Raw genomic sequence first — 26279 nt, forward strand, 5'->3', positions numbered from 1 at the left:
GGGCGGCGGCGCCGGGGCCTGGGCGGCCGACTCGGGCGCTGGACGCGCCCTCGGCCGGCATCCCTGCGCACAGGGCGGGCCGCGGGGCCGCCGCCCGTCCTGCCGTGGCGCATGCAGCCGACGATGGCGGAATACCGGAAGCCCGGCCGCTTCAGCGCGGTGCGATCACAGCGCCTTCAACACCGCATCGCCCATCTGCGCCGTGGACACCTTCGTGGTGCCCGGTTCGAAGATGTCGGCGGTGCGCAGGCCGTCGGCCAGGACCTTGCGTACTGCGCTTTCGATCCGGTCGGCCTGGCCGCCCTCATCGAGGGAGTAGCGCAGCAGCATGGCGGCCGAGAGGATGGTGGCCAGGGGATTCGCGATGCCCTGCCCGGCGATGTCGGGCGCCGAGCCATGGCTGGGTTCGTACAGGCCCTGGCCGGAAGCGTTGAGCGAGGCCGAGGGCAGCATGCCGATGGAGCCGGTGAGCATGGCGGCTTCATCGGAGAGGATGTCGCCGAACAGGTTGCCGGTGACGATCACGTCGAACTGGCGCGGGTTGCGCACGAGCTGCATGGCGGCGTTGTCGACGTACATGTGCGAGAGCTCCACATCGGGATACTCGCGCGCCACTTCGATGACCAGGTCGCGCCAGAATTGCGAGGTCTCGAGCACGTTGGCCTTGTCGACGCTGCAGAGCTTCTTGCTGCGCTTGCGGGCGGACTCGAAGCCGATGCGGGCGATGCGGCGCACTTCGGATTCCGCGTAGCGCATGGTGTCGTAGCCTTCGCGCTCGCCGGCGAACGGGCCGTCGGCGGCGCTGCGCACGCCGCGCGGGGTGCCGAAGTAGATGTCGCCGGTGAGTTCGCGGATGATGAGGATGTCCAGGCCCGAGACGATCTCCGGCTTGAGCGAGGAGGCGCTGGCAAGCTCGGGATAGAGGATGGCGGGACGCAGGTTGGCGAACAGGCCCAGGGCCTTGCGCAGGCCGAGAATGGCCTGCTCGGGGCGGAACTCGCGCGGCAGCGCGTCGTATTTCCAATCGCCCACGGCGCCGAACAGCACGGCGCGGGAGGCCTTCGCCAGGTTCAGCGTGTCGGGCGGAAGAGGATGTTCGAACTGGTCGAAGGCAGCGCCTCCCACGGGAGCCTGCCGGAGCTCGATGTCCAGGCCCAGGGCGCTCAGGACACGCACGGCCTGTTCGATGATTTCGGGGCCGATGCCGTCGCCCGGCAGCACTGCGATGTGATGTGTCATGGGGAAAATCCTGTCTATCTGGAAACGCGGCGGCCCCCGGGCCGCCGCGGAAGAAAAGCCGGTGGCGCGCTCAGGCCACCGGGCGGCTTTCCAGCCACGGATGGCGTGCCAGACGCTCGGCCTCGAAGGCCCGGATCTTGTCCGACTGGCGCAGCGTGAGGCCGATGTCGTCCAGGCCGTTGAGCAGGCAGTATTTGCGGAACGGCTCGATGTCGAACGGCATTTCCCGCCCGTCGGCGCCGATCACCACCTGGCGGTCCAGGTCTATGTTGAGCTTGTAGCCGGGGAAGGCCTTGACCTCGTCGAACAGCCGCGACACTTCGAGCTCGGACAGCACGATGGGCAGCAGGCCGTTCTTGAAGCTGTTGTTGAAGAAGATGTCGGCGTACGACGGGGCGATGATGGCGCGGAAACCGTACTGCGTGAGCGCCCAGGGCGCGTGCTCGCGGCTGGAGCCGCAGCCGAAGTTCTTGCGTGCCAGCAGGATGGAGGCGCCCTGGTAGCGCGGCTGGTTCAGCACGAAGTCCGGGTTGAGCGGGCGCTTGCTGTTGTCCATGCCCGGTTCGCCGTGGTCGAGGTAGCGCAGCTCGTCGAAGAGGTTCGGGCCGAAGCCGCTGCGCTTGATGGACTTGAGGAACTGCTTGGGAATGATCAGGTCGGTGTCGACGTTCTCGCGGTCGAGCGGCGCGACCAGGCCTTCGTGGGTGGTGAATGCTTGCATGGGAACTCCGGATCAGCGCAGGGTGCGCACGTCGACGAAATGGCCGGCCACTGCAGCGGCGGCCGCCATGGCGGGGCTGACGAGATGCGTGCGGCCGCCCTGCCCCTGCCGGCCCTCGAAGTTGCGGTTGGAGGTGGAGGCGCAGCGCTCTCCGGGCTCGAGCCGGTCGGCGTTCATGGCCAGGCACATCGAGCAGCCGGGCTCGCGCCATTCGAAGCCGGCCTCGATGAAGATCTTGTCCAGCCCTTCGCGCTCGGCCTGCAGCTTGACCAGCCCGGAGCCGGGCACCACCATGGCCTGCTTCACGTTGGAAGCCACGCGCTTGCCGCGCGCCACGGCCGCAGCCGCGCGCAGGTCTTCGATGCGGGAATTGGTACAGGATCCGATGAACACGCGGTCGATGCGCACGTCGGTAAGCGGGGTGTTGGGCTTGAGGCCCATGTACTGCAGGGCGCGCTCCATGCCGCTGCGGCGCACGTCGTCCTTTTCCTTGTCGGGATCGGGCACGCGGGCATCCACCGGCAGCACCATCTCGGGCGAGGTGCCCCACGTGACCTGCGGCTTGATGTCGCGGGCGTCGATCCTGACCACGCGGTCGAAGACGGCGCCTTCGTCGCTGTGCAGCGTGCGCCAGTAGGCCACGGCCTGGTCCCAGAGCGCGCCGGTCGGCGAGAACGGGCGGCCGCGGAAATAGTCGATGGTCTTGTCATCCACTGCCACCATGCCCGAACGCGCGCCGGCCTCGATGGCCATGTTGCACACGGTCATGCGCCCTTCCATCGACAGGCCGCGGATGGTGCTGCCGGCGAACTCGATGGCATGGCCCGTGCCGCCGGCCGTGCCGATCACGCCGATGACGTGCAGGACGACGTCCTTGGCGGTGCAGCCGAACGGCAGTTCGCCGTCGACCTGGATCAGCATGCTCTTGGCCTTCTTCATGAGCAGCGTCTGGGTGGCCAGCACGTGCTCGACCTCGGAAGTGCCGATGCCGAAGGCCAGCGCGCCCATGGCGCCGTGCGTGCTGGTGTGCGAATCGCCGCACACCACCGTCATGCCCGGCAGCGTGGCGCCCTGCTCCGGCCCGATCACGTGCACGATGCCCTGCCGCAGGTCGTTCATGCGGAATTCGGTGATCCCGTACTTCTCGCAGTTGAGGTCCAGCGTGTCGACCTGCAGGCGCGAGATGGGATCGTCGATGCCCTGGGCGCGGTTGAGCGTGGGCACGTTGTGGTCGGCCACGGCCAGGTTGGCCCCGGTGCGCCAGGGCTTGCGGCCGGCAAGGGTCAGGCCCTCGAAGGCCTGCGGGCTGGTGACTTCGTGCAGCAGGTGGCGATCGATGTAGAGCAGACAGGTGCCGTCGGACTCTTCGTGGACGACGTGGTCCCGCCAGAGTTTGTCGTAGAGCGTTTGGGCCATGATGGTGTGTCTCTTTGTAGTGGCTGCCGCCGCAGCGCGCATGTTGCCGGTGGGCGCCGGCGACGGGTCGGGGATGACCAGTGCATTATGCCGGCCCGTTCAAGCTAGTACAATTGCACCTCTTATCCTAGTACCAATACCACCCCCCAGCAGCAGCACCCAGCACCCACGGCACTGCCTGGCAACCGTATCACAGCCGTGCCAGCCCCGCCCTCGGGCTTCAGCGCCGGGCCTGCGACTGCTCGTACAACGGCAGCACCCGCTGCGACGCGGCCTGCAGCTCGCTGATGCGGGTGGCGGCCGACGGATGGGTGGACAGGAATTCGGGCTGGCCGCCGCTGTCGGCTGCGCTCATCTTCTGCCACAGCGTGACCGCCGCGCGCGGGTCGTAGCCTGCCCGGGCGGCCAGTTCCACGCCCATCAGGTCGGCTTCGGTCTCGTGCGTGCGGCTGTTGGGCAGCGTGAACATCACCTCGGCCAGCTTGCCGCCCAGGTCCGATACGCCGGGCGTGCCCAGCGCGATCGACAGCACCGACACGCCCAGGCTGGTGGCCATCTGCTGCGACACCCGCTCGCGCGCATGTTCGCGCAGCGCATGGGCGATCTCGTGGCCCAGCACGGCGGCGAGTTCGGCGTCGGTGGGCTTGATCTGGCTCAGCAACCCCGTATACACGGCGATCTTGCCGCCCGGCATGCACCAGGCGTTGACCTCGTTGCTGGAGATGACATGGACTTCCCAGTCCCAGGCGGCGGCATCGGGCCGGAAGGCGCCGACCTGCGCGATGAGGCGCTGGGAAATGGCGCGCACGCGCTTGACCTGCGCGGCGTCGCGGTCGAGCAGGCCCTTGCCGGACGCCTGCTGCACGATCTCCGCATACTGCTTGTCGGCTTCCTGCTCCAGCGCCTGCTCGGGCACCATGCTGGACATGTACTGCGTGCGGTCTATGCCGACAGTGCCGGACTGCGTGGTGCTGACGCCGGCACAGCCGGCCAGCGAGACGGCCAGCGTGGTGGCGGCCAGGCATCCCGGCCAGCGGAATCGGTTTCGGTTCATGGCTCCTCCGTGGTGCAAGGCCGAACCCCCAGGCGCTTCGGCAGATTTCAGCCGCACTGCGCCCGATGGCGCAGCGCATGGTCCATCAGCACGAGGGCCAGCAGCGCCTCGGCGATCGGCGTGGCGCGGATGCCGACGCAGGGGTCGTGACGCCCCAGTGTCTGGACCATGACCGGCTCCCCGGCCCGGTCGACCGAGCGGCGTTCGACGCGGATGCTGGACGTGGGCTTGATGGCCAACGATACCGTAACGGGCTGGCCGGTGGAAATGCCGCCCAGCACCCCGCCGGCGTGATTGGTGACGAACCCGTCGGGGGTGATCTCGTCGCCGTGCTCCGAGCCGCGCTGGGCCACGCAATCGAAACCCGCGCCCAGCGACACGCCCTTGACCGCGTTCAGGCCCATCATGGCGTGCGCGATGTCGGCGTCCAGCCTGTCGTAGATGGGCGAGCCCCAGCCGGCCGGCAGCGATTCGGCCACGACCTCGATGCGGGCCCCCACCGAATCGCCGTCGCGGCGCAGCTGGTCCATGTAGGCCTCCAGCTCGGGCACGATGCCGGCGTTGGGCGCATAGAAGGGGTTGCCCGGGACGTCGTCCCAGGACACGAAGGGGATGCGGATGGGGCCGAGCTGGCTCATGTAGCCCCGCACCGCGGTGCCGTGCTCGCGCGCCAGCCACTTCTTCGCGATGGCGCCGGCGGCCACCGTGGGGGCGGTGAGCCGCGCCGACGAGCGCCCGCCCCCGCGCGGATCGCGCACGCCGTATTTCTTCCAGTATGCGTAATCGGCGTGGCCGGGACGGAAGGTGTCGGCGATGTTGCTGTAGTCCTTGCTGCGCGCATCGGTGTTGCGGATCAGCAGGCCGATCGGCGTGCCCGTGGTCTGGCCCTCGTACACCCCGGAGAGGATCTCCACCTGGTCGGCCTCCTGGCGCTGGGTGACATGGCGCGAGGTGCCGGGGCGGCGGCGGTCGAGTTCGGCCTGGATGTCGGCCGCTTCCAGCGGCAATCCCGGGGGGCAGCCGTCGACCACGCAGCCGATGGCCGGGCCGTGCGATTCGCCGAAATTGGTAACGCGGAACAGGGTGCCTAGGGTGTTGCCGGACATGATGATGAAGGTGCGAGCTGCGGGGCAGGCTCGATTATGACACCGATGCGCATGCCCGCCCCGGCGTCAGGACGAGCAGCTCACCTCGATGCCGGATGCCCAGTCCGGCGGCAGCGCGGCATAGGCCTCGCGCCCCGGGCGCGGCGTATAGGGATCCCGCAGCAAATCGAGCAGCACGTCGATCTCCGAGGCATCGCCCTCCTTGGCGGCGCGGATCGCCTGCTCGGCCAGGTGGTTGCGCAGCACGTACAGCGGGTTCACCCGGTCCATGGCGGCGGCGCGCGCTTCGGGCGCGCCGCCGTCGGCCTGGTGGCGCGCCTGCAGGCGTGACAGCCAGGCATCCGCCGCTTCGCGGTCGATGAAGAGGTCGCGGAACGGCTGGGGCTGGCCGCGCACCGCATCGGCCAGGCGGCGGAATGCCAGCGTGAAATCGGCCTGGCCGGCGTGCATGGTGCGCAGCAGGTCGTCGACCAGGGCCTCGTCGCCCTCCTGCCACGACGCCAGGCCCAGCTTGGCCGCCATGCGGGAATGGAAGGCCTCGGTGAAATGCGCCTCGTAGCCGTCCAGCACCGCGCGCAGCGCCTCGGCATCGGGCGCCATGGCGTGCAGCGCCCCGCCCAGCCGATAGAGGTTCCAGAGCCCGACCGAGGGCTGGCGATGCCAGGCATAGCGCCCTTCGGTATCGGAATGGTTGCACACGTGATCGAGCCGGAAGGCGTCCATGAAGCCGTACGGGCCATAATCCAGGGTGAGCCCGAGGATGGACATGTTGTCGGTGTTCATCACGCCATGGCAGAAGCCCACGGCCTGCCAGTCGGCCATCAGCTCCGCCGTGCGGCGCATCACCGCATCCAGCAGCGCCAGCACCGGGCCGGCATCGCCCGCAGCCTCGCGGCATCCGGGATAGAACCGGTCGATCACGTAGTCCACCAGCATGCGCAGCGAGTCGGGATCGCGGCGCGAGGCCCAGTGCTCGAAAGAGCCGAAGCGCACGAAGCTGGGCGACATGCGGGTCACCACGGCCGCAGTCTCGACGGTTTCGCGCATCACCGGCTCGTCGGAAACCACCAGGGCCAGCGCGCGCGTGGTGGGTATGCCCAGCCCGTGCATGGCTTCGCTGGCCAGGTATTCGCGCACCGACGAGCGCAGCACCGCCCGGCCGTCGCCCATGCGCGAGTACGGCGTCATGCCCGCGCCCTTGAGCTGCAGCTCCCAGTTGCCCTGCGGGCCGACCACCTCGCCCAGCAGGTGGGCTCGCCCGTCTCCGAGCTGGCCCGCCCACACGCCGAACTGATGGCCGCTGTAGACCGCGGCCAGGGTATCGCCGCCCGGCAGCGGGGCCATGCCGGAAAACACGTCCAGGAAGGCCTGCGTGGAGAAAACCGCCGGGTCCAGCCCGATCAGGGCCGCCGCGTCGGGGTTGGCGTGCAGCAGCCGCGGCGCAGCCGGCGGGCGCGGCGCCAGCCGGGTATAGAACACCGGCGGCAGCCTGGCGTAGCTGTTGTCGGTGACGAGATCTTCGAGTCGGGTGATGCTCATGCCCCTCTCCGGCGTGCGGCCTGCTTGGCGGGCCGCACATAAAAAATGGCGCTCAGGAAGAAGGCGGCGGCCAGCACGGCCTCCAGCGCGCCCAGCGCCGCCGAGGCAGGGCCGGGGTCGGACATGGCGCGCACCACGCCTTCCATCAGGTACAGCAGCGACAGCATGGCCGCCCACTGGTAGGTATAGATGTTGCCCCGCAGCACCCCGCGCAGCGGAAACGCCAGCGGCAGTGCCTTCAGCAGCAGCCAGGAGCCGCCGGGCCGCAACGGCGCGAGCACGGTTTCCCAGGCCACGCACAGGACGATCAGGGCCAGCAGCGTTGCGGCGGCGACGCGGCGCAATACGGGATTGAGTTCGGCATCCATGCCCCATTATCACCCGCCCGCACTGGATCATCCGGCCGGGCTGGCGCACAATACGGCAATCGGCCCGCCACGCCGGGCCGACGCCCCGCGCGGGCATGCAGCTTCCAGGAGATCCCCATGTTGAAAGTCAGCGAAATCCTCCGCGTCAAGGGCGACACGCTCTATACCGTGGCGCCCGATACCCCCGTGTCGGTCGCCGTGCAGACGATGGCCGAGAACGACATCGGCTCGCTGGTCATCATGGAATCCGGAATGCTCGCCGGCATGCTCACGTTCCGCGAGATCATCCGCCACCTGCATGCGCGCGGCAACGGCCAGGATTGGGGCGAAAGCACCGTGCGCTCCATCATGGACGACGCGCCCGTCAGCGTCACGCCCAATACCAGCGCCGAAGAGGTGCAGCGCCTCATGCTCGAGAAGCACGCGCGCTACATCCCCGTCATGGACGGCCCCACGCTGATGGGCGTGATCTCGTTCTACGACATGGCCCAGGCCATCGTGGCCGCCCAGCAGTTCGAGAACAACATGCTCAAGGCCTATATCCGCGAATGGCCCGCGGAAAACGAAGACGCGGCGCCCGCCGCCGGCAAGGCCTGAACGCCGGCCTGGCCGTCAGGCCGCATCGCGCGAGGCCGTCTCGCTGAACGACTCGTGCGATGCCATGGGCACGCGGGCCTGCAGGCTGCGCCACGCCTCGTAGATCACCCCCGGATCGTTGCCGTTCAGGCGCTGCGGATCCGACAGGATGCGGCGCCAGCGGCGCGCGCCCGACTGGCTGTTCACCAGGCCCAGCAGGGGACGCACGATCATCCGCAGCGGCACGCCGGCCGCCACCTGCCCGCGGGCATATCCGGTCATGGCATCCACGACTTGCGCGTCCGTGGGCAGCCGCACCGAGGGCCACAGGCGCAGCGAGATTTCCGACAGCACGCGCGGCGTATGCCACGCCGCCCGGCCCAGCATCACGCCGTCGAACTCGCCGGCCGCCTGTATCGCCGCGGCGGCGTCGGCCAGGCCGCCATTGAGCACGATGGTGCAATCCGGGAAATCGCGCTTGAGCTGCCGCACGGCGTCGTAGCGCAGCGGCGGGATCTCGCGGTTGTCCTTGGGCGACAGGCCCTTGAGCACGGCATTGCGGGCATGCACCACGAACACCCGGCAGCCCGCGTCGTACAGCGTGCCCACGAAATCGCGCACGAAAGCATATGACTCGTCGTAGTCCAGGCCCAGCCTGTGCTTTACCGTGACGGGGAGGTCCACGGCGTCCTGCATGGCCTTCACGCAGTCGGCCACCAGCCCGGGCTCGGCCATCAGGCAGGCGCCGAACGCGCCCTTCTGCACGCGCTCGGAGGGGCAGCCGCAATTGAGGTTGATCTCGTCGTAGCCCCACTGCCGGCCCAGGCGGGCCGCCTGCGCCAGCGCCTCGGGCTCGCTGCCGCCCAGCTGCAGCGCCACCGGATGCTCGGACGCGTCGAAGTCCAGGTGCCGCGCCACGTTGCCATGCAGCAGCGCACCGGTGGTGATCATCTCGGTGTAGAGGCGCGCACGCGGCGCCAGCAGCCGGTGCAGGAAGCGGCAGTGGCGATCGGTGACGTCGATCATGGGGGCGACGCACAGCCGCCAGTCGGAAGAATCCAAGAATTGCTCGAACGCGGGAAAAACCGCTATTTTACGGCCGCGCCGCCGCGCCCGGGCCTGCATGGCGGGCGTGGTCTAAAATTGCCCCGCGCACCGCGCCACGCCACGTTCCCCAACCCCTGCCCCCTTCTTCCATGGCTGTTTTCACTCCCGTATCCGATGACGACGCACGCGGCCTGCTGGCCCGCTACAACCTGGGAGAGCTGGTGTCGCTGCGCGGCATCACGGCGGGCATCGAGAACACCAACTATTTCCTCCACACCACCTCCGGCGAGTATGTTCTTACGCTGTTCGAGGTGCTGACGCAGGAACAGCTGCCGTTCTACATCGAGCTGATGCACCACCTGGCGCAGCGCGGCGTGCCGGTGCCCGAGCCGCAGACGCTGCGCGACGGCACCCGGCTGACTGCGCTGCACGGCAAGCCCTGTGCCATCGTCTCGCGGCTGCCGGGCGGCTACGAGCCGGCCCCCGGGCCGCGCCACTGCGCCCTGGCCGGCGACACCATGGCCCGCGCGCACCTGGCCGCGCGCGACTTCCCGCTCGTGCAGCCCAACCTGCGCGGCCTGCCCTGGTGGCGCGTCACCGTGCCCAGGATCCTGCCCTACCTGGAAGCCGGCCAGGCCCGGCTGCTGCAGGACGAGCTGGCCGCCCAGGAGGCCGCCGCGGCCTCCCCCGCCTGGGCCAGCCTGCCCAGCGGGCCGGCGCACTGCGACATGTTCCGCGACAACGTGCTGTTCGCCGGCACCTTCGACAGCCCCCTCATGGGCGGCATCATCGACTTCTATTTCGCGGGCTGCGACCACTGGCTGTTCGACGTCGCGGTCAGCGTGAACGACTGGTGCATCGTGCGCGAGACCGGCGAATTCGTGCCTGAACTGGTCGAGGCCTGGCTCGCCGCGTACGCGGCCCGGCGCCCGTTCACCGACGCCGAGCGCGAGGCCTGGCCCCTGATGCTGCGCGCCGCCGCGCTGCGCTTCTGGATCTCGCGGCTGTACGACTTCCACCTGCCGCGCCCGGCCCAGACGCTCAAGCCGCACGACCCGCGCCACTTCGAGCGGGTGTTGCTCGCGCGCCACCAGGCCGGCCAGCCCGTCTTGCCCTGACCGGCCGGCCCCGCATAATGATGACTGACCGTCGTCCCGTCCCCATTCTGTCCTAGACCACTATGCAAGCAGTATCCCTACCCGCAAGTTCCGGCTGGCAATGGATACGCGACGGCCTGCAGTTATTCCGCAAGCAGCCGCTGGCCATGTTCGTCTGGGCCATGCTGCTCAGCCTGCTGGTGCTGTTCGCCAGCGCCACCCCGCCCATCGGGCCGCTGCTCTTCGTGACGGTGATGCCGGCGATCACGCTCATGACGCTGTCGGCCTGCAAGCACATCGAGGCCGGGCGGGTGATGCTGCCCTCCATGTGGCCCAAGGCGGTGCAGCGCCCGGGCGTGCTGAAGAAGCTGCTCCTGCTGGGCGCGCTCTACGCCGGCACCTGCACCCTGGCCGGCCTGCTGGCCTTCCTGCCCTTTGCCGCCTCGCTGGCCGAGGGCATGGAACTGGCTTCCGCCGCCAAAGACCTCACGCCCTTCATCGAGGCCATGCGCGTGCCGCTGATCCTGTTCGCGGTGCTGTACGTGATGATCGCTGCGCTGTTCTGGCATGCGCCGGTGCTGGTGGGCTGGCACAACCTCAGGCTGGCACAGGCCCTGTTCTATTCCGGCGTGGCGTGCTGGCGCAACAAATGGGCCTTCCTGGTATACGGCGCGGCCTGGATCATGATCTTCCTGTTCATCGACCTCTGCACCGGCCTGCTGGTGGCCGCCGGCGTGCCCGCTTCAGTGGCCGGCACGCTGCAGGTACCCATCAACATCGCCGCCGGCGGCATCCTGTATTGCAGCTTCTACCCGGCCTATACCTCCGTGTTCGACGTCGATGACTCCCGCGCGGGTCTCGACCACCGAGACAGCGCCCACGCATAGCGCACAGCGCCACGGCGCCAGCCGCACCACCCGCAACACCCGGCCCCGCCGGTCGATGAAGGCCACGTCGATGACATGGCGCATGCCCATGGTGTGCACGGCACTGCAGTGCAGCAGCCAGATGCCGCTGCGCGGCCCGGGCGGACGACGCCGGCACAGCAGCCCGCGCAGCCGCCCCAGCGGCCCGCGCACCACCCGCAAGCGCAGACGCTGCGGCCTCATGGCGACTGCAGCGCCGGCAGCAGCTGCAACGCGATCGGAAACCCCAGCACGATGAAGGTGCACGGGAAGATGCAGCCGATGAGCGGAAACAGCATCTTCACCGGCGCCTCCATGGCCAGGCGTTCGGCGCGCTGGTAGCGGTCGGCCCGGCACTGCGCCGCCTGGCCGCGCATCAGGGGCCCCAGGCTCATGCCCATGGCATCGGCCTGGGCCAGCACCGCGACCCAGGCGGCCAACGCCGCGCTGCCGCTGCGCTGCGCCATTTTCTTCATGGCGGCTCCGCGCGACAGGCCGGCGCGCATGTCGGCCAGGGCCCCCTCCAGGGCATCGCGCAGAGGTCCGGGCGGCCCGCACTGGGCCGACTGCTGCAATGCCCCGTGCAGGCCCAGCCCGGCCTCCACGCACAGTGTCATGAGGTCCAGCACGAAGGGAAGGTCGCGGTCGATGCGGCGACGCCGCTCGGCCGCGACACGGGCCAGCCACAGGCGCGGCGCCATGCCCAGCGACATGCCGCCCAGCAAGGCCGCCAGCCAGGGAGACCCGCCCAGCCAGGCGCCCAGCAGGAACCCGGCACCGGCACCGCCCAGGATTGCAGCCCAGGCCAGCGCCGCGAGGTCGGCTTCCCCCACTTGGGGCGGCAACCCGGCGCGCGCCTTGCGGCGTTCCCAGCGGGCCCGGGCTTTCCACGACAACAGCGGCATCACCAGCCGGGCCAGGCCGCTGCTCCAGGGCCACAGGGCGCGCCACCACCACGGCAGCGCCGGGTCGGTGCGCGGCGGCGCGCTGGCCTTGCCGGACCACAGCGGCGCCCCCAGCACGTGCACCAGCACGGCCACGCACGACGCGCCCAGTATCACGGCCAGCTCCTGGAACATGGCGCCTCCTCAGATATCGATATTGACGATGCGGCGGATCATCATCACGCCCGCCACTTCCAGCACCACCACCACCGCCAGCACCGCCCAGCCGCGCGGCGTGTTCCACAACAGGGCCATGGCCTGCGGCTCCAGCCGGTTCAGCACCAGGGCCAGCAGCACGGGCAGCGCCCCGACGATCCAGGCCTGCATGCGCCCCTGCGCGGTAAGGGCGTGGATCTTGCCCTGCAGCTGCAGCCGGGCGCGCAGCGTATCGGCGATGCGCTCCAGCGCCTCGGCCAGGTTGCCGCCGGTCTGCCCGGCCACGCGCAACGCCGCCACCACCAAGACCGTGGCCTCGGACGGGACGCGCGCCTGCAGGCGGTCCAGTGCCGTGGCGAACGGCACGCCGAGGCGCTGCTCGCGCAGCATCAGGCCGAACTCCTGCGACAGCGGCGCTTCGCTCTGCTCGACGATGTGCTTGAGCGCAACCGCCAGCGAAGCGCCGGCCGACAGCCCGCCTGCCAGCGACATCAGGGCGGCGGGCAACTGGCGTTCGAAAAGCCGGTGCCGCCGCCGGCGCAGCGCCTCCATGCCGCGGGATGGCAGTCGCGTGCCCAGGGCAGCCGCCACGCCCGCGATCAGCAGGCTCTGCGTGAAGGCCCACGCCAGCAGGCCCAGCGTCGTGGCGCTGAGCATGGCGGCCACCCAGAGCTGGGCGGGATCGACGAAGAGGAACAGTTCGCCCAGCTTCACGCCTGCCTCCTGCGTGTAGACCGCGCGGTAGCGCTGCAGCGCAGGCCGCATCCACGCCTGGGCCTGCCAGGCGAGCATGGCGACCGCCGCCATTGCTGCAGCCAGTGCTATCCAGATCACGCCGCCGCCCCACCCTGCATGCCCTGCTGCAAGGGATCGGCGTCGTACAGCGACGGGCGGATGCCCGTATCGACGAAGCCACGCCCCGGCTCATGGCGGAACAGCTCCTGGAGCTGGATGCGGCCGCTTTCCATCCCGACCACCTCCACGATGGCCGTGACCAGGCGCCGCCCATCCGACAGGCGCGCCTGCTGCACCAGCACGTCGATGCTGGCGGCGATGTGTTCCCTTACCACGGCGAGCGGCAGGTCCAGGCCGGCCATGAGCGTCATGGCCTCCAGGCGCGACAAGGCATCGCGCGGCGAATTGGCGTGCAGCGTGGTCAGCGAGCCCTCGTGGCCCGTGTTCATGGCCGTGAGCATGTCGAAGGCCTCGGGCCCGCGGCACTCTCCCACCACGATGCGGTCGGGCCGCATGCGCAGCGCATTGCGCACCAGGTCGCGGATGTCGACCCGGCCCCGCCCTTCGAGATTGGGCGGCCGCGCTTCCAGGGCCACGAGGTGCTCATGATGCAGGCGCAGCTCGGCGGCGTCTTCGATGGTGACCACGCGTTCGCCCGACGGGATGGCGTTGGAGAGAATGTTGAGCAGCGTGGTCTTGCCCGAGCCCGTCCCGCCCGACACCACGATGTTCTTGCGGGCACGCACGCAATCGGTCAGCAGGCTGCCCATGGCGGCGCTGAGCGAGCCGCCGGCGATGAGGTCGGCCAGCTGCGGGCGCCGCATCGGGAACTTGCGTATGGTGAGGCTCGCGCCGCGGATGGCGATCGGCGGGATGACAGCGTTTACCCGGGAGCCGTCGCGCAGGCGGGCATCGACCATGGGCGCGCTCTCGTCGATGCGCCGGCCCAGCGGTGCCACGATGCGCTCCATCACCCAGCGCACCGACTGCTCGCTGCTGAAGACAGCCTCGTGACGCGACAGCCGGCCGGCGCGCTCGACGTAGATCTCGTCATGGCGGTTGACCATGATTTCCGTGATGGTGGGATCGGCCAGCAGGGGCTCCAGCGGCCCCAGGCCCACGGCCTCGTCGCGCACCGCCCGCCGAAGCTGCGTACGGTCGATGTGGGCAGGCAGTTCGACATCCTGCTGCACGAGCTCGTCGAGCAGACGGTCCGCTTCTGCCCGCAGGGCCTCGTCGCTCATGCCGGCCACGTCGCGACGCCGCAGGTCCAGGGCGCCGAGCAAGGCGGCGTGCAGGCGGCGGCGATGGGGCAGCAGTTCGAGCGCATCGCGCAGCATGGCTGCGCCCCCCGGGGCCTCGTCGGGCTGGAAGCCGGCCGGCACAGCCGGCTCCCCGGTTCCTGCATTGGGCGGTGAGCCCTCGCCGGGTGCTTCCAGCACGCGGACCCGGATCTGGCACGGGCCCACCACGATGCGGTCGTCAGGCAGCACCGGCGCGTGCGACGCGACCCGCGCATCGTTGACCAGGGTGCCGCTCAGGGTGCCGAGGTCTTCGAGCAGCAATTCTCCGCCCCGCCACGACAATCTCGCGTGCTGCCTGCCCACCCGCCAATTGGAGATGCGCGCGGCACAATGCGGCGCACGGCCGATGAGTACCGGCGCGGCGGCGGCAAGCAGTTGCTGGGAGCCGTCTTCGTAGGTGAGGCGCAGTTCGATCATGGTGGGACGGGAAGCGCAGTGGTGGAAACAGGCGCTGCCGGCGCAGGCAGCCATTGCGAGCCTGCGCCGTGCGGATCGCTCCAGCGGCGGCCGGCCGCGGGCGCGGGGATGGGCAGCAATTGGGGAGCCTCGGGAAAGGCCTGTTGCAGCACGGCCTGTTTGCGCCGGACCATGCCGTCGAAGCCGTCGTCGGACATGATCAGGCTGGGCGTGACGAAAATCGCCAGCTCGCTGTCGCGCAGTTGGGTACGCCGCGTGGAGAACAAGGCGCCCAGCAACGGGATGTCGGACAGCCATGGCAGGCCGTTGCGCTCGTCGGCCCGTTCGCGCGACAGGAAACCGCCTATCACCAGCGTCTGGCCGGAACGCACGTTGAACTCGGTGGTTGCCCGGCGCGTGCGCAGCGCCGGGCCGGACGGCAGGCTCATGGAGGCGTCCACCGAACTCGCCTCGACTTCGATGCGCGATCGTATCGTGCCGTTGCGGTCGATGCGCGGCGTGATCTGCAGCGACACGCCATAGGGCTTGAACGTGGTGGTCGGCGTGCCGTCTTCGTCCACCGCGGCGTACGGCACCTCGCCGCCGGCCAGGAACGAGGCGGTGCTGCCGCTGCGGGCAAGGAGCTGGGGTTGGGCCAGCAGCACGGCCTCGCCGCGCTGGGCCAGCGCCGTGAGGCCGGCCGCCAGCATGGCGTTCACGCCGAAATAGCCGGCTGGGCGGCGCGATGGCCAGGAGGTCTCGAGCGGCCCTTCCCCGGGGCGTTCCGCCAGCCCATGGAGCGCAGATCCGCCCTCCCACGCCAGGCCGGCCTGCAAGCCGCCCTGCGTGGCGGTATCCCAGCGTATGCCGAATTCCCGCAGGCGCGAGCGCGGCAGCTCGACCACCTGGACATCGAGCAGCACCATGCGGTCCCAGCCGACCTGGCCTGTGAAATCCAGTATGCCCGGGTAGCGTTGCGCCAGAGCCGCAATGCGCGCACGGTCGTCGTCGGAGATGTCGTTGCCTTCGATGACGATGTTGCCTCCCACGCGCGTACTGCGCGCCGCGGGGATGCGCTCGAGCAAGCGGTCGACCTCCTCGCGCATGTGCCGCAGGCCTGCGGGGAGCACCCGTACCGAATAGGCCTCGGGCGCGTGCGCATCACGCCACACGTGCACGGAAGACAGCCCCTCCTGGCGCGCAAAGAGCACGACCTCCCGCCCATCGGTGGCCATGGCGGTGAGCACCTGGCCGTTGCCCACGGCGACGCGATGCGCGCCTGGCGCGGCGAGCACGCGCGTCTCGCCCACCTCGAGTTCGAGTTCGACATCGGCTGCCTGTACCGCGGCGGCCGGCGACGCGGCCTGTGCCGGCACCTGGCGGGACGGCGCCATGCACAGCGCAACCGACGCCAGGGCAGCCAGCATGCGGCGCAACGGTGGTGTCGTCATGGCTGCTCCTGAACCGGGGACTCGTCCGGCATGTCGGCGCCATCGAGGCGGTCTCCGTAGATGATGCGTACGGGCCTCGGGCCCTGGGGCGTCGCGCGGTTCAGCCCCAGCAGGCCGGCCAGGTCGCGCGGCGTACCGGCAGCCGCCGCGGCGACGGTCTCCGGCTGCGCGTCGTTGGCCCGCAGCACCGCCGTCAGCTCGCCGGCCTGCCGTGCTGCGATGACCTTCATCGCATCGGCCTGGGATGCCTCGAGCGCAATGTGCTCGAGCTGCGCGCCATCCTCGCCCGGCTCCATCGCCAATACGCGGCTGCCTTGCAGCAAGGGCACGACGACCTGCCGCCCCTCGTGCGCGAACGACGCATAGAGGTCGATGCGGTCTTCCGGGCGCACATGCGGCGGCAGGTTGCGGATCTCGGCAAGCGGGAGGCTGATCGCGCGCCGACCGGCCCCCAGCTGCTCGGCCATCGGGCGCACCGGCTGCGCGTGCAGCACCTGATGGCTCATGACGGGTTCCCCTGCCTTGAGCGCCACCGCCAGGATGGCCCCCTCCACTTCGTGCAGTTGCTCCGGGGCCAGCGACGCCGACGCCGCCCACGGCTCGGGCACATCCCGCACCGCCAGTTGGTCTGCCTGCAGGGATGCCCCGGCCGGCAGGTCGTGCGCCGCCACCAGCCTGGGCATCGTAGGCACCCGGCTTTCGGCCTCGAGCTCCAGCGTGCGCTGCCGGATGTGCTCGTGCACGGCCCATGCCGCGGTAAGCCCTGCAACGGCGGCAAAGGCATACCCGCCAAACGCACGCGCCAGGCCGATGTACATGGGCAGGTTCATGGCCTGCTCCCGTCGGCGCCGGGCCCGCTGAGCAGCCATGCCACGACGGCGCTGCCCTCCCCAGCAGGAACGACATCCAGCGACAGCGAACGGCCGGCGCGCTGCCACGCCTGGCCCGCCTCGCCGGGCCGCGTTACGGGCGTCCAGCCCGCCTGGACCAGCCGGTGACGCAGCATGGCCCGCAATGCGGGCGGCCGGGCCGGATGGCGCCATACCTGCTGCTGCGTTGCCATGCCCTCGTCGTGCGACACGAAGTCGAACATGCCGACCGATCCTACCGGCAGCCAGTCGGGCGCAATGGCCGGCTCCCCGGACGGCGCCGGCCAGCACACGTGCGACAGCGTGCCTGCGCTGCGCCCCGCGGCCGGCTCCGACACGGTGGCAGCCAGGGTGCAGCCATCCCGGCTACCCGACAGCACCACCATGCCGGGCAAGACCGCCAGGTCACGCAGCCAGGGATGATGCGCCTCGAAATACGCAATCATGTCGGGTACGGCGAGATCGGCCTCGTAATAGCGGATGTCTGCGGCAACCCCATACAGCCGCGTCTCGCTTCCGAAGGCAGCCTGGCTGGCGCCGTCGGGCAGGGTCCAGCCTGGGCTTGCGCCGCGCGCTGCGCCCAGGCCGGCGACCATGCACAGCAGCCCGCACGACAGTGTCATGGCCCGTATGCGCCACCGCGGGGCGGGCTGGAATGGACGGTGGATCATGGTCGGCGCCCGCCCAGACGGTCCGAAGGCACCAGGTCGGCCCAGCGCCGGACCCAGTCGTCCTCGGGTGCGCGATTGCCCCAGGCCGTCTCCATGGCCCCCACGCGCGAACGCAGGCTCTGCCCAAGGCTGCGCGAGACGTTTCCGGCACGGCCCCAGCCCTCATGGCTGCGCAGCAGACGTTGCTGGGCCTGCAGCTCGGAAGCAGCGCGGCCGTCTCCGGCGGCAAGGGTCGTGTGCCGGCGCAGCGAGATCGGCGCTGCCGTACCCAGGCCGCGCTCGAGCCCGGCCGCGGGCGTGACCATGCGCCCCGCCTCGATGCGCAGCAGGCGGGTATCGACGGCCAGCCAGTCTCGGGCCAACGCATCGAGGGCGCCGGCCCCTGCGCCCCCACTGCGTGTGCCCGCCCGGACGTCTCGCGTGGACTGCATCGACATGCCATCGTGCATTCCGGGCACGCCATACCCTTGCGCCGCGGCGAATGCCATCGCGCGACTGGCCTGCCCGGCTGCCAGCGACTGGGACTGCAGCCGCCCGGTCCAGCTCATGGCGTGCACCAGGGCGAGCAATGCCAGCACCATGGCCAGGGCCTCGACCAGCGCCTGGCCGCCCTGCCGCCCGACGCAAGCGGCGGCGCCCCACCTGACGCTGCAGCAGCCGGCACGGCTCATGGCGCCCGCCCGGCGGCCTGCTGGGTGGAGGCGGACACCGCAACGCGGCGTGCCTGCCAATTCGGCCGGAACAGGGTGGCGAGCTCCTGGCGGCCATCGCCGCGCGGCTCGTCGCGCGATTGGAAGATCTCGGCCGCCGTCGTCACCGTGAGCGTGTCGGCCGCGTCGAAGACGCGCCAGCGGAACTGCCCGGCCATCGGCGCCTGCAGCGGGAAGCTGTCGGTGGACTGCTGCACGGCCACGGCCATTCGTGGCCCGGCCTGCATGCGCGCGTGGGGCACCTCGTGGAAATCCGGCAGGCCTTTGCCGGAAGCCGATACCAGGCCCGCGCCTGCGTAGGCAGAAGCCAGCGGATTCCCTGTGCCGCTGAAGATGTCCCATGACGTATTGGCGTGCACCCAGCGCCAGAAGTCCTGCTGCGAGAAATCCTCGGGCGCGCGCTCGACCACCGTGCCGCCACCGCGCTTGCCCGCAAACCCCCACCCCATGGCGTACTCGCGGTAGTAGCAGCCGATCCAGCGGTTGGAACGCAGCGCGTGGAACGACAGCGTGTCGGTGGCGCTCCAGCGTCCGCGCGCGTCCATCTGCGTGGCGCCGCGGCGGCGCAGTTCGTGGCGGCGATGCGGGCACCGGGTCTGCACGATCCAGGAACTACGCCTGGTGAAGTTGCGCGGACGAAGGAAGTCATGGCGGGCCGCCGCCGCGCCTACCATCTCGGCAAGCGGCGTTTCCCCCCGGCCCGGGCGCGACTGCACGAAGCCGGGCCAGGTGTCTTCCAGCCATTGCCAGCGCAGCGCACCAGGCCGTGCCGCCAGTTCGGGATAGTTGGCGCGCAACACGGATTCGAACATGGCGTCGCGCTGAGGCGCAGCCTGGGCCAGCTGCCGCTGCGCCGCGCGGGCCAGGACCTCGTGAACGATCGTGTCGTGCTCGGCGACCTGCCGCGCCAGCCGTGACGGCATGTCGCCCACGTCGCGGGCAGCCTGATAGCCGCGGCCGGCCTGCGCCCCGAACAGGCTGGAGATGAGATAGGCCGGCGGATTGCCGATGGTGCGGCGGCCCGCCTGCGAGGACGAGAACTGCGCCCATGCAGCCAGGGTGACCAGGTGCGCCATCGCGACCTGGTGCGCCACCTGGGCGCGATTGACATAGGCCAGCAGGTTGAGCGCCCGGGCCTGCGCCAGCGCAGCGCTGTAGACCGCCGCGTCGCTTGCATGAGTGAGCCGCGCCCGCGCGCCCGCCGTCTGGCCCACCTGGTACACGCCCACCCACGCAATGCCGCCCACCGCGAGCAAGGCCATCGCCGGCACGAGCGCCTGGCCGGCAACCGAGGCCGCAGAACGGGCGGACACAGGCATCACTTGGCCGCCTGGGCGTTGCCCGTGAACGACTGCAGCGAGCGCGACTTGGTCTGGCCGGCCGCCGTGCTGGCCGCCGTGCGCGCCTGCCGCGCCTGCGCCGAGCCATCCTCGCCGGCGAGTTCGCGCGCCATGGCCGCCGTCTGCGAACGCACCACCTGGCCGAACAGCTGGTACACGGCGATTGCGGCAACTGCAATCAGCGCGACCACGATGATGTATTCGGTCATGCCCTGGCCGCGCTGGCGCATCGGCGTACGGATGTAGCGGGAAGTATGGAGAACTTGCATGGTGCCCCCGAGGCGTCGATGAACGTGGAGGCAGTATGGGCGCCGGCAAGCGTGCCGGCTATTCGCACAAACCGAGGCGGGAAAATGCGCGCGGCCGCCTTGACACAGGCGGCCGCGTGGATGGAAGGGAGTGCGGAACCGGGCTAGCGTTCGGCGGCGCGCGTGATGGCGCTGCCCGCCGTGGATACGTCCTTGCCCATGCCGGCCACGGTATTGCAGCCATGCAGGACGAAACCGAACACCACGAATCCCATGAGCACGATCTTGCTGCGCATGGTGCCTCCGGTCAGGCGATGCGCACGCGCAGTTCGCCCAGGCCCTCGACGCCGCCGGCGATGACGTCGCCCGCCACCACGGCGCCCACGCCTTCGGGCGTGCCGGTGAAGATGATGTCGCCCGGCTGCAGTTCGAACAGGCCCGACAGGTAGGAGATGCTTTCGGGGATGTTCCAGATCATCTGCGAGATGTCGCTGGACTGCTTGCGCTGGCCGTTCACGTCGAGCCAGATGGCGCCCTTCTCCAGCGTGCCCACGGCGCTGCGCGGATGCACGGGGCCCATGGGCGCGGAGTAGTCGAAGGCCTTGCCCACTTCCCACGGACGGCCCTGCTTCTTGGCTTCGCCCTGCAGGTCGCGGCGGGTCATGTCCAGGCCCAGCGCGTAGCCCCAGACGCATTCGCCGGCCGCTTCCACCGACAGGTTCCTGCCGCCCTTGCCCAGCACCACGACGAGTTCCATCTCGTAGTGCAGGTTGGACGTCTTGGGGGGATACGGCATGGAACCCGTCTCGCCATCGGCCACCGCGACGATGGCATCGGCGGGCTTGCAGAAGAAGAACGGATCTTCACGGCCGGTGAAGCCCATTTCCTTGGCGTGCTCGGCGTAGTTGCGGCCCACGCAATAGACGCGGCGCACGGGGAAGCGTGCGTCGCTGCCGGCCACCGGCAGGGAGGCCGGCGCGATCGGGGGAATGACGTAATCCATGTTGACGGAACCTCTACGATGCATGACCGGCGCGGGCCGGGGCGGAAAATCCAATGCGCGAGTTTATAGCGCCGCGGGCGGGTTGTCATACATCCGTCCGCAAATACAAAGGCGGCAGACCGGAAGGTCTGCCGCCTTTGCGCAAGGGTTCAGCAAGCAGTCAGGCGGGCCTGGCCGGCACCTGCCCAGGTCATGGGCCGGCGACGCCCGGCGCCTGCCGCCCCGGGCTTCAGCCCTTGTTGTAGCGCTCGGCGCTGCGCACGATTTCCTCGTGCGCGGCGGCGACGTCTTTCCAGCCCTTGACCTTGACCCACTTGCCCTTTTCGAGGTCCTTGTAGTGCTCGAAGAAGTGCTGGATGCGGCCGATGTCTTCTTCGGGCAGGTCGGTGTACGACTTGATGTTGCGGTACGGCGGATACAGCTTGTCGACCGGCACGGCCAGCAGCTTGGCGTCGCCGCCCGATTCGTCGTCCATCTCGAGCACGCCGATGGCGCGGCAACGCACCACGGCGCCGACCTGGATGGGGAACGGCGTGACGACCAGCACGTCGGCCGGGTCGCCGTCTTCGGAGAGGGTCTGGGGGATGTAGCCGTAGTTGCACGGGTAGTGCATGGCGGTCAGCATGAAGCGATCGACGAACACCGCGCCCGAGTCCTTGTCGACCTCGTACTTGACGGGATCGGCATTCATCGGGATTTCGATGATGACGTTGAAGTCTTCCGGCAGGTTCTTGCCGGCGGAAACGCGCTCGAGACTCATGGTTCAACCTTCTCGTGTTTGTATGGGGAAACGCTTCAGGACCGGCCCGTGCCGCCCTGGGAGGACGGCTTGGACGCGGGCCCCTTGTCGGGTTCGACGGGCTCGGCGGCGGGCGTGGCGGGCTCGGAGACCGGGGGCTCGAGCGCGGACGCCGGCAACGGCGCGCTGTCGAAGTATTCCTCGATGTCGACAGCCGAACGCTGCGGCACTTCGGCCTGCGTGTCAGGCGCAGGCTCGGGCCTGTCCTGGTGGCCGCGCGCGTCGGGATCGAGCACATAGTCGGCGGCGGAGGCCGCCTGGGGCACGTCCTCGCCGGCATCGAGCGGCGAGGCGGCATGGGTTTCAGGCAGCAGGGCCTCGTACTCGCCCTCGGCATCAAGGCGGTCGGGATCGGCGCCCACGTCGGCTGCCGGCAGCGCAGCGTCGGTGGCCAGCACCGGCAGCGCCATGCGCGCCGCCGTGGCCAGGCGCCAGTGGCGCACGGCGTCGGCTGGCCGGTCGAGACGATCGTAGAGGCTGCCCAGCAGCGCATGGCAGTGCGGATCGTTGCGGCGATTCAGGCTGCGCTGCAGATAGCGCTCGGCCTGGCCCCAGAGCTGTCCGTTCAGGCACAGCACCCCCAGGGCGGTAAGCAGTTCGGTGTCGTTGGGACGCTGGCGCAGCCAGGTCTCGGCCTTGGCCAGCCGGCGCGGCACCTGGCTGGCGTCGCACTGGGCATAGGCGGCCACCAGCGCGGGATTGAACTGGTCTTCGATGGCCGCCTCGAGTATGCGCGCCGCCTCGCCGGACTCGCCCGCCGCCTCGAAGGCCTGCGCGCCGGCCAGCGCGATCCCGGGCAGCAGCCGCTCTTCGGTCTTGAGATCCTTCCAGATGGCGCGCCAGCCGTCTGTTCCGATGCCGGCGCGCAGGCGCGCCGCACCGGCGTGATCGAGCAGCTGCATGCCTTCGGCCCGGGGCAGCGCATTGCGGCGCAGCAGTCCGCGCGCCAGCGTGAAGACGCGGTCGTGGTGCGCGAGCGCGGTTTCGGCGCGCAGCAACAGGCGCATGGTGTGCAGGTGCCGCGCGCCGCCATCCTGCAGCGGCGCCAGCACCTCCAGGGCCTGTTGCGCATGGCCCTGGTCGAGCAGCATGTCGGCAGCCACGGTGGCCGTGGCTTCCTGCAGGCCTGCATCGGTGCCGGCGTGTTCGCGCGCCGACTCCAGCATGCGGTCGCGGCGCGCGAATTCGCCCATCTCGTGCGCGGCCCGCGCGGCCGACAGCGCAGCCAGCACGCGCCGGCCGGGCTGCCGGGTCTGGGAGAGCAGCCGGGTGAGGTCTTTCTCGGCCTGCCCGAAGCGGCCCTCCAGCATGCCGATCCAGCCGCGCTCGAGCAGTTCGTGATCGCGCGCCTGGGCGCGCCGGCCGCGCCAGGCCCGCACGCGGTCGGGGATGGCCAGCAGCCAGCCCAGCAGGCGCAGGCCCACGTAGAGCAGCACGAACAGCGCGATCAGCAGGAGCACCGTCAGCGTAAGCGAAAGCTCGATCCGCCACGGCGAGACCAGCAACAGCACGTTGCCCGAATGCTCGCGCAGCATGACGGCCAGCGCGACCGCGACGACGGCCAGCAGGATGGTCCAGAACCAGGTACGCATGCGTCAGTCCTGCCCGTCTTGGTTCAGCTCGGCGGCGCGCACCGCAGCCAGGTTGCTCAGGCTGTCGGAGACGTCGGGCACGCGCGTGTCGATCTGGACGGCGGCGAGTTCGCGCGCCAGGGTCTGGGCCGCCCGGGTGTCGGGCGAGCGCGTATCGAAATACCTGGCCAGGGTGTCCTGCACCGTCTGGAGTTCGCTGGCCCATACCGACTGCTGGCGCATCAGCATGGCCAGCTGCACGGTGAGCAGGCGCTGGCGCAGCATGGCGCGCAGCTGGTCGGCCTGCTCGGCGGAAAGCAGCAGCGCGGCCGGCGCGTCGACGCGCTGCACGCTGATGAGGTCGCCGAATTCATGCGCGATGGTGGCGCCGGCGCGTGCCGGCCACGATGCCATCTCGGCGCGCCAGCGTTCCCACCACGGGGCATCGGGCGGCAGCTGGGCGGCCGGGTCCGGGAGGGGCGCCATGGGCTTGCGCTCGGCGTCGCGCAGCGCCGCGTCGGGGGCGGCGGCAGGCGCGGCGGAGTCCGGCACGAGCAGCGGCGCGCGCCCCACCAGCGCCGACAGGCGCTCGATGCGGGCCGACTGCGCGGCGATATCGACGGTGCTGACGGCGCGCAGGCGGTCGAGATCGCCGTTGATGCTCTGCTGCAGGCTGGCAAAACGCGGGCGGTCGGCCTGGGCCAGGCGCGACTGCGCGGTCTCGAGGGCGACGATGGCATTGCTGACGTTGCCGGCCAGGCGCAGTTGCTGGCTGGCCAGCATGACCATGCGCTCGACGTCGTTGAGCACGATCTCGTCGCTGGCGCCATTGCTGAAGCTCTGCCAGGCCTGCTGCAGGGCCGAATTCTGGCTCTGGACTTCCCGTATGCGCGATTCGAGGTCGGCCAGCTGCGCCGCCTGGGACTGCGCCAGCGCCAGGGCCTGGCGGCTGTCCTGGCGCGCCTGGGCCAGCTCGCGGCTGGCCTGGTCGAGCCGCGAGGCGACTTCCTGGCCCGTGGCCAGGAATTGCTTGCGCTGGGCCCACAGCGCCGCGCCGAGGGCGACGGCGATGAGCAGCACGATGACCAGGATGGGGAGCAGCGAACCGCCACGGCGGCTGCGCGGCGGCGGGGCAGGCGGCTCGGACCGCGCAGCGGCGCTCGAACCGGTGGCCGGCGGGGTGGCCGGCGAAGTATCGGCATGGGTGTCTGTCATGACGCGATTGTATTCGTTGGAAGCTTGCAACGACGATTCAAGCGGCAACCAGGGCCTCGAAGATCGCCTCATCGGCAGGCATGGACTCTTTTACCATTGCCGCCCCGTGCTCGTCACCGAGCGCGGCCTGCAGCAGGCCGCGCAGGCGGGGATGCGTGACCACGAAGCGCCCTTGGCGCCACCATTGCAGCAGCCCCTCGCTGCGCATCTGCGCCGCCACCGCGTCGATGCTTTCGCCGCTGGTGAGCAGCCAGGCGGGCTGCCTGCCCTCCCCGGCCCAGGCATGCAGGCGTGCGCGGGCCTCGGCGGGCCACACGGCGGGGCAGCGGCGGTATGCGGCATGCCGGACGACCTGCGCGCCGGCTTCCTCCAGGCGCTCGGCCAGCCAGTCGCGGCCTTGCGTGCCCCGTACCAGCAGTACCCGCCCCGGCAGGGGCCTGGCGCGCAGCAGCGCCCAGAGCGCTTCGGAATCGTGGGTGGGCGCCGAAGCGGGCGGATGCAGCACTGTTGCATCCATGCCAAACCCCGGCGCCGCCCGCAGCGCCTCGGCAGTGGCCGGCCCCACCGTGGCGGCCTGGGTCCCGGCGGGCCAGCGTGCCCCGGGATCGCTGCGCTGCAGGGCCTCGAGATAGAGGCGCGCGGCATTGCCGCTGACGAATACGACGAGGTCGTAGTCGCGCGGATGCGGCGGCGTCGTGTCGTGCAGCGGCTCGATCGCCAGGGCCGGCAGCGCCAGCACTTCCCAGCCCGCGGCTTGCAGGCGCCGGGCCAGCGCTTCGTTGCGCCCGTCGGGCCGCGTGAGGATGGCCGTGCTGGGCCAGGGCATGGCCTGGATTCCCGGTCAGGCGGGCGATGCGCCCGCCGACGGCGCCTGCAGGGCAGCCAGGATGTCGCGCGCGCCAGCGTCGAGCAGCTGGCGTGCCACCGCGACGCCGACCTGCTCCGCATCGGCAGCCGGGCCACTGTGCGCCGCGCGCACCACCTGCGTGCCATCGGGCGAGGCCACCAGCGCCCGCAGATGCACCGTGCCGGATTCCAGCGTGGCATGGGCTGCCAGGGGCACCTGACAGGAGCCGCCCAGCACGCGGGACACCGCGCGCTCTGCCGTGACGCAGGCGGCCGTGACCGGATCGGCCATCGGCGCCAGCCATGCGCGCATGTCGTGGCGATCGTCGCGGATCTCGATGCCGAGCGCGCCTTGGCCGGCCGCCGGCAGGCTGTCCTGCGGATCGAGCAGGGAACGGATGCGCGCCTGCAGGCCCAGCCGCTGCAGGCCGGCCGCGGCCAGAATGATGGCGTCGTACTCGCCACGATCGAGCTTGGCCAGGCGGGTGTCGAGATTGCCGCGCAGCGGCTTCACCACCAGGTGGGGGTGGCGCTCGCGTATCTGGGATTCGCGCCGCAGGCTGGACGTGCCCACCACCGCCCCGGGCGGCAGCTCGGCCAGCGCGTCGTGGTGCGTGGAGACGAAGGCGTCGCGCGGATCTGCGCGCTCGAGTATGGCGCACAGTTCGAACGGCGCCTGCAGGTCCACGGGCACGTCCTTGAGGGAATGCACGGCGAGGTCGGCCCTGCCGTCGAGCAGCGCGGCCTCGAGCTCTTTCACGAACAAGCCCTTGCCGCCCACCTTGGAGAGCGTGCGGTCCAGGATCTGGTCGCCCCGCGTGGTGAGGGTGAGGAGTTCGACTGCGCACGCGGGATAGCGCGCGCGCAGTCTGTCCCGCACGTGCTCGGCCTGCCAGAGGGCAAGCCGGCTGGCGCGGGTGGCGATGACCAGCCGTTGCGGGTCTGCCACGGGC

At 70.4% G+C, this 26279-nt stretch carries 27 protein-coding genes and 1 pseudogene; 3 read left to right on the plus strand and 25 right to left on the minus strand.

Features of this window, described 5'->3' with window-relative positions:
* Positions 1-165: 165 nt before the first annotated feature.
* From leuB to ACYBYQ_RS12595, 7 genes are all read right to left on the minus strand, one after another.
* Positions 166-1239: a 3-isopropylmalate dehydrogenase gene (gene leuB, locus ACYBYQ_RS12565; RefSeq protein ID WP_459614520.1), complete on the minus strand. Its 1074-nt coding sequence runs from the start codon at positions 1237-1239 to the stop codon at positions 166-168.
* Between the two features lie 70 nt (positions 1240-1309).
* On the minus strand, positions 1310-1960 hold the full coding sequence (gene leuD / locus ACYBYQ_RS12570; protein WP_459614521.1) for a 3-isopropylmalate dehydratase small subunit: 651 nt from the start codon (positions 1958-1960) through the stop codon (positions 1310-1312).
* Between the two features lie 12 nt (positions 1961-1972).
* Positions 1973-3376: a 3-isopropylmalate dehydratase large subunit gene (gene leuC / locus ACYBYQ_RS12575; RefSeq protein ID WP_459614522.1), complete on the minus strand. Its 1404-nt coding sequence runs from the start codon at positions 3374-3376 to the stop codon at positions 1973-1975.
* 220 nt (positions 3377-3596) lie between these two features.
* Positions 3597-4430, minus strand: a complete 834-nt coding sequence (locus ACYBYQ_RS12580) for a M48 family metallopeptidase (RefSeq protein WP_459614523.1) — start codon at positions 4428-4430, stop codon at positions 3597-3599.
* Positions 4431-4477: 47 nt separating this feature from the next.
* Positions 4478-5536: a chorismate synthase gene (gene aroC / locus ACYBYQ_RS12585; RefSeq protein ID WP_459614524.1), complete on the minus strand. Its 1059-nt coding sequence runs from the start codon at positions 5534-5536 to the stop codon at positions 4478-4480.
* A 66-nt stretch (positions 5537-5602) separates the two neighbouring features.
* Positions 5603-7075, minus strand: coding sequence for a protein adenylyltransferase SelO (locus ACYBYQ_RS12590; protein ID WP_459614525.1), 1473 nt, complete (start codon positions 7073-7075; stop codon positions 5603-5605).
* Complete coding sequence (locus ACYBYQ_RS12595) at positions 7072-7443, minus strand: DUF2069 domain-containing protein (protein ID WP_459614526.1); 372 nt, start codon at positions 7441-7443, stop codon at positions 7072-7074. Before ACYBYQ_RS12595 ends, ACYBYQ_RS12590 begins: the two co-directional genes overlap by 4 nt.
* Before the next feature lie 117 nt (positions 7444-7560).
* On the opposite strand from ACYBYQ_RS12595, the gene ACYBYQ_RS12600 reads away from it, so the two are divergent.
* The gene (locus tag ACYBYQ_RS12600) at positions 7561-8040 is read left to right on the plus strand and encodes a CBS domain-containing protein (protein WP_459614527.1); all 480 of its coding nucleotides are present in this window, start codon (positions 7561-7563) and stop codon (positions 8038-8040) included.
* 15 nt (positions 8041-8055) lie between these two features.
* Here ACYBYQ_RS12600 and dusA read toward each other — a convergent pair whose 3' ends face one another.
* Positions 8056-9045, minus strand: a complete 990-nt coding sequence (gene dusA, locus ACYBYQ_RS12605) for a tRNA dihydrouridine(20/20a) synthase DusA (protein ID WP_459618778.1) — start codon at positions 9043-9045, stop codon at positions 8056-8058.
* Between the two features lie 170 nt (positions 9046-9215).
* Here dusA and ACYBYQ_RS12610 point away from each other — a divergent pair, with 170 nt between their 5' ends.
* Complete coding sequence (locus ACYBYQ_RS12610) at positions 9216-10184, plus strand: homoserine kinase (RefSeq protein WP_459614528.1); 969 nt, start codon at positions 9216-9218, stop codon at positions 10182-10184.
* 62 nt (positions 10185-10246) lie between these two features.
* Positions 10247-11050, plus strand: coding sequence for a BPSS1780 family membrane protein (locus ACYBYQ_RS12615; protein WP_459614529.1), 804 nt, complete (start codon positions 10247-10249; stop codon positions 11048-11050).
* Positions 11051-11059: 9 nt separating this feature from the next.
* On the opposite strand, the pseudogene ACYBYQ_RS12620 reads toward ACYBYQ_RS12615, so the two are convergent.
* The 17 genes and pseudogenes from ACYBYQ_RS12620 to hemC all read right to left on the minus strand — a co-directional run.
* Positions 11060-11272, minus strand: a pseudogene (locus ACYBYQ_RS12620) (DUF192 domain-containing protein); the annotation flags it as partial.
* The gene (locus tag ACYBYQ_RS12625) at positions 11269-12147 is read right to left on the minus strand and encodes a type II secretion system F family protein (protein WP_459614530.1); all 879 of its coding nucleotides are present in this window, start codon (positions 12145-12147) and stop codon (positions 11269-11271) included. The pseudogene ACYBYQ_RS12620 and the gene ACYBYQ_RS12625, both read right to left, overlap by 4 nt.
* Before the next feature lie 9 nt (positions 12148-12156).
* Positions 12157-13002, minus strand: coding sequence for a type II secretion system F family protein (locus tag ACYBYQ_RS12630; protein ID WP_459614531.1), 846 nt, complete (start codon positions 13000-13002; stop codon positions 12157-12159).
* Positions 12999-14624 (minus strand): TadA family conjugal transfer-associated ATPase, encoded by a 1626-nt coding sequence (locus tag ACYBYQ_RS12635; protein ID WP_459618779.1) that lies wholly within the window; start codon positions 14622-14624, stop codon positions 12999-13001. Before ACYBYQ_RS12635 ends, ACYBYQ_RS12630 begins: the two co-directional genes overlap by 4 nt.
* Positions 14621-16054, minus strand: coding sequence for a type II and III secretion system protein family protein (locus ACYBYQ_RS12640; protein ID WP_459614532.1), 1434 nt, complete (start codon positions 16052-16054; stop codon positions 14621-14623). The genes ACYBYQ_RS12635 and ACYBYQ_RS12640 overlap by 4 nt, the downstream gene beginning before the upstream one ends.
* The gene (gene cpaB / locus ACYBYQ_RS12645; RefSeq protein ID WP_459614533.1) at positions 16051-16884 is read right to left on the minus strand and encodes a Flp pilus assembly protein CpaB; all 834 of its coding nucleotides are present in this window, start codon (positions 16882-16884) and stop codon (positions 16051-16053) included. Before cpaB ends, ACYBYQ_RS12640 begins: the two co-directional genes overlap by 4 nt.
* On the minus strand, positions 16881-17546 hold the full coding sequence (locus ACYBYQ_RS12650; protein WP_459614534.1) for a hypothetical protein: 666 nt from the start codon (positions 17544-17546) through the stop codon (positions 16881-16883). The genes cpaB and ACYBYQ_RS12650 overlap by 4 nt, the downstream gene beginning before the upstream one ends.
* A 44-nt stretch (positions 17547-17590) precedes the next feature.
* Positions 17591-18265: a hypothetical protein gene (locus ACYBYQ_RS12655; RefSeq protein WP_459614535.1), complete on the minus strand. Its 675-nt coding sequence runs from the start codon at positions 18263-18265 to the stop codon at positions 17591-17593.
* Entirely contained in the window at positions 18262-19617 is a 1356-nt protein-coding gene (locus tag ACYBYQ_RS12660; RefSeq protein ID WP_459614536.1) for a hypothetical protein, read from the minus strand. The genes ACYBYQ_RS12655 and ACYBYQ_RS12660 overlap by 4 nt, the downstream gene beginning before the upstream one ends.
* A 5-nt stretch (positions 19618-19622) precedes the next feature.
* Positions 19623-19913: a hypothetical protein gene (locus tag ACYBYQ_RS12665; RefSeq protein ID WP_459614537.1), complete on the minus strand. Its 291-nt coding sequence runs from the start codon at positions 19911-19913 to the stop codon at positions 19623-19625.
* Positions 19914-20056: 143 nt separating this feature from the next.
* The gene (locus ACYBYQ_RS12670; RefSeq protein WP_459614538.1) at positions 20057-20188 is read right to left on the minus strand and encodes an entericidin A/B family lipoprotein; all 132 of its coding nucleotides are present in this window, start codon (positions 20186-20188) and stop codon (positions 20057-20059) included.
* An 11-nt stretch (positions 20189-20199) separates the two neighbouring features.
* Entirely contained in the window at positions 20200-20895 is a 696-nt protein-coding gene (locus tag ACYBYQ_RS12675) for a fumarylacetoacetate hydrolase family protein (protein WP_459614539.1), read from the minus strand.
* 229 nt (positions 20896-21124) lie between these two features.
* Positions 21125-21655: an inorganic diphosphatase gene (gene ppa, locus ACYBYQ_RS12680; protein WP_459614540.1), complete on the minus strand. Its 531-nt coding sequence runs from the start codon at positions 21653-21655 to the stop codon at positions 21125-21127.
* A 35-nt stretch (positions 21656-21690) separates the two neighbouring features.
* On the minus strand, positions 21691-23286 hold the full coding sequence (locus tag ACYBYQ_RS12685) for a heme biosynthesis protein HemY (RefSeq protein ID WP_459614541.1): 1596 nt from the start codon (positions 23284-23286) through the stop codon (positions 21691-21693).
* Between the two features lie 3 nt (positions 23287-23289).
* Positions 23290-24480, minus strand: a complete 1191-nt coding sequence (locus ACYBYQ_RS12690; RefSeq protein WP_459614542.1) for a uroporphyrinogen-III C-methyltransferase — start codon at positions 24478-24480, stop codon at positions 23290-23292.
* A 37-nt stretch (positions 24481-24517) separates the two neighbouring features.
* Entirely contained in the window at positions 24518-25306 is a 789-nt protein-coding gene (locus ACYBYQ_RS12695) for a uroporphyrinogen-III synthase (protein WP_459614543.1), read from the minus strand.
* Positions 25307-25321: 15 nt separating this feature from the next.
* The gene (hemC, locus tag ACYBYQ_RS12700) at positions 25322-26275 is read right to left on the minus strand and encodes a hydroxymethylbilane synthase (protein ID WP_459614544.1); all 954 of its coding nucleotides are present in this window, start codon (positions 26273-26275) and stop codon (positions 25322-25324) included.
* Positions 26276-26279: the final 4 nt, after the last annotated feature.

The sequence above is a fragment of the Bordetella sp. 2513F2 genome, assembly GCF_054642735.1.

Bases quoted from the DNA above. Each gene is read 5' to 3' on its own strand.
- aroC (WP_459614524.1), bottom strand. From the start codon at position 5,536: ATGTCCGGCAACACCCTAGGCACCCTGTTCCGCGTTACCAATTTCGGC.
- ACYBYQ_RS12695 (WP_459614543.1), bottom strand. From the start codon at position 25,306: ATGCCCTGGCCCAGCACGGCCATCCTCACGCGGCCCGACGGGCGCAAC.
- ACYBYQ_RS12590 (WP_459614525.1), bottom strand. From the start codon at position 7,075: ATGAGCATCACCCGACTCGAAGATCTCGTCACCGACAACAGCTACGCC.
- ppa (WP_459614540.1), bottom strand. From the start codon at position 21,655: ATGAGTCTCGAGCGCGTTTCCGCCGGCAAGAACCTGCCGGAAGACTTC.
- ACYBYQ_RS12635 (WP_459618779.1), bottom strand. From the start codon at position 14,624: ATGATCGAACTGCGCCTCACCTACGAAGACGGCTCCCAGCAACTGCTT.
- ACYBYQ_RS12615 (WP_459614529.1), top strand. From the start codon at position 10,247: ATGCAAGCAGTATCCCTACCCGCAAGTTCCGGCTGGCAATGGATACGC.
- ACYBYQ_RS12690 (WP_459614542.1), bottom strand. From the start codon at position 24,480: ATGACAGACACCCATGCCGATACTTCGCCGGCCACCCCGCCGGCCACC.
- ACYBYQ_RS12650 (WP_459614534.1), bottom strand. From the start codon at position 17,546: ATGACACTGTCGTGCGGGCTGCTGTGCATGGTCGCCGGCCTGGGCGCA.
- ACYBYQ_RS12600 (WP_459614527.1), top strand. From the start codon at position 7,561: ATGTTGAAAGTCAGCGAAATCCTCCGCGTCAAGGGCGACACGCTCTAT.
- ACYBYQ_RS12580 (WP_459614523.1), bottom strand. From the start codon at position 4,430: ATGAACCGAAACCGATTCCGCTGGCCGGGATGCCTGGCCGCCACCACG.
- ACYBYQ_RS12625 (WP_459614530.1), bottom strand. From the start codon at position 12,147: ATGTTCCAGGAGCTGGCCGTGATACTGGGCGCGTCGTGCGTGGCCGTG.
- leuD (WP_459614521.1), bottom strand. From the start codon at position 1,960: ATGCAAGCATTCACCACCCACGAAGGCCTGGTCGCGCCGCTCGACCGC.
- ACYBYQ_RS12595 (WP_459614526.1), bottom strand. From the start codon at position 7,443: ATGGATGCCGAACTCAATCCCGTATTGCGCCGCGTCGCCGCCGCAACG.
- cpaB (WP_459614533.1), bottom strand. From the start codon at position 16,884: ATGAACCTGCCCATGTACATCGGCCTGGCGCGTGCGTTTGGCGGGTAT.
- ACYBYQ_RS12685 (WP_459614541.1), bottom strand. From the start codon at position 23,286: ATGCGTACCTGGTTCTGGACCATCCTGCTGGCCGTCGTCGCGGTCGCG.
- ACYBYQ_RS12675 (WP_459614539.1), bottom strand. From the start codon at position 20,895: ATGGATTACGTCATTCCCCCGATCGCGCCGGCCTCCCTGCCGGTGGCC.
- dusA (WP_459618778.1), bottom strand. From the start codon at position 9,045: ATGATCGACGTCACCGATCGCCACTGCCGCTTCCTGCACCGGCTGCTG.
- ACYBYQ_RS12670 (WP_459614538.1), bottom strand. From the start codon at position 20,188: ATGCGCAGCAAGATCGTGCTCATGGGATTCGTGGTGTTCGGTTTCGTC.
- leuC (WP_459614522.1), bottom strand. From the start codon at position 3,376: ATGGCCCAAACGCTCTACGACAAACTCTGGCGGGACCACGTCGTCCAC.
- ACYBYQ_RS12665 (WP_459614537.1), bottom strand. From the start codon at position 19,913: ATGCAAGTTCTCCATACTTCCCGCTACATCCGTACGCCGATGCGCCAG.
- ACYBYQ_RS12610 (WP_459614528.1), top strand. From the start codon at position 9,216: ATGGCTGTTTTCACTCCCGTATCCGATGACGACGCACGCGGCCTGCTG.
- ACYBYQ_RS12655 (WP_459614535.1), bottom strand. From the start codon at position 18,265: ATGAGCCGTGCCGGCTGCTGCAGCGTCAGGTGGGGCGCCGCCGCTTGC.
- ACYBYQ_RS12640 (WP_459614532.1), bottom strand. From the start codon at position 16,054: ATGACGACACCACCGTTGCGCCGCATGCTGGCTGCCCTGGCGTCGGTT.
- leuB (WP_459614520.1), bottom strand. From the start codon at position 1,239: ATGACACATCACATCGCAGTGCTGCCGGGCGACGGCATCGGCCCCGAA.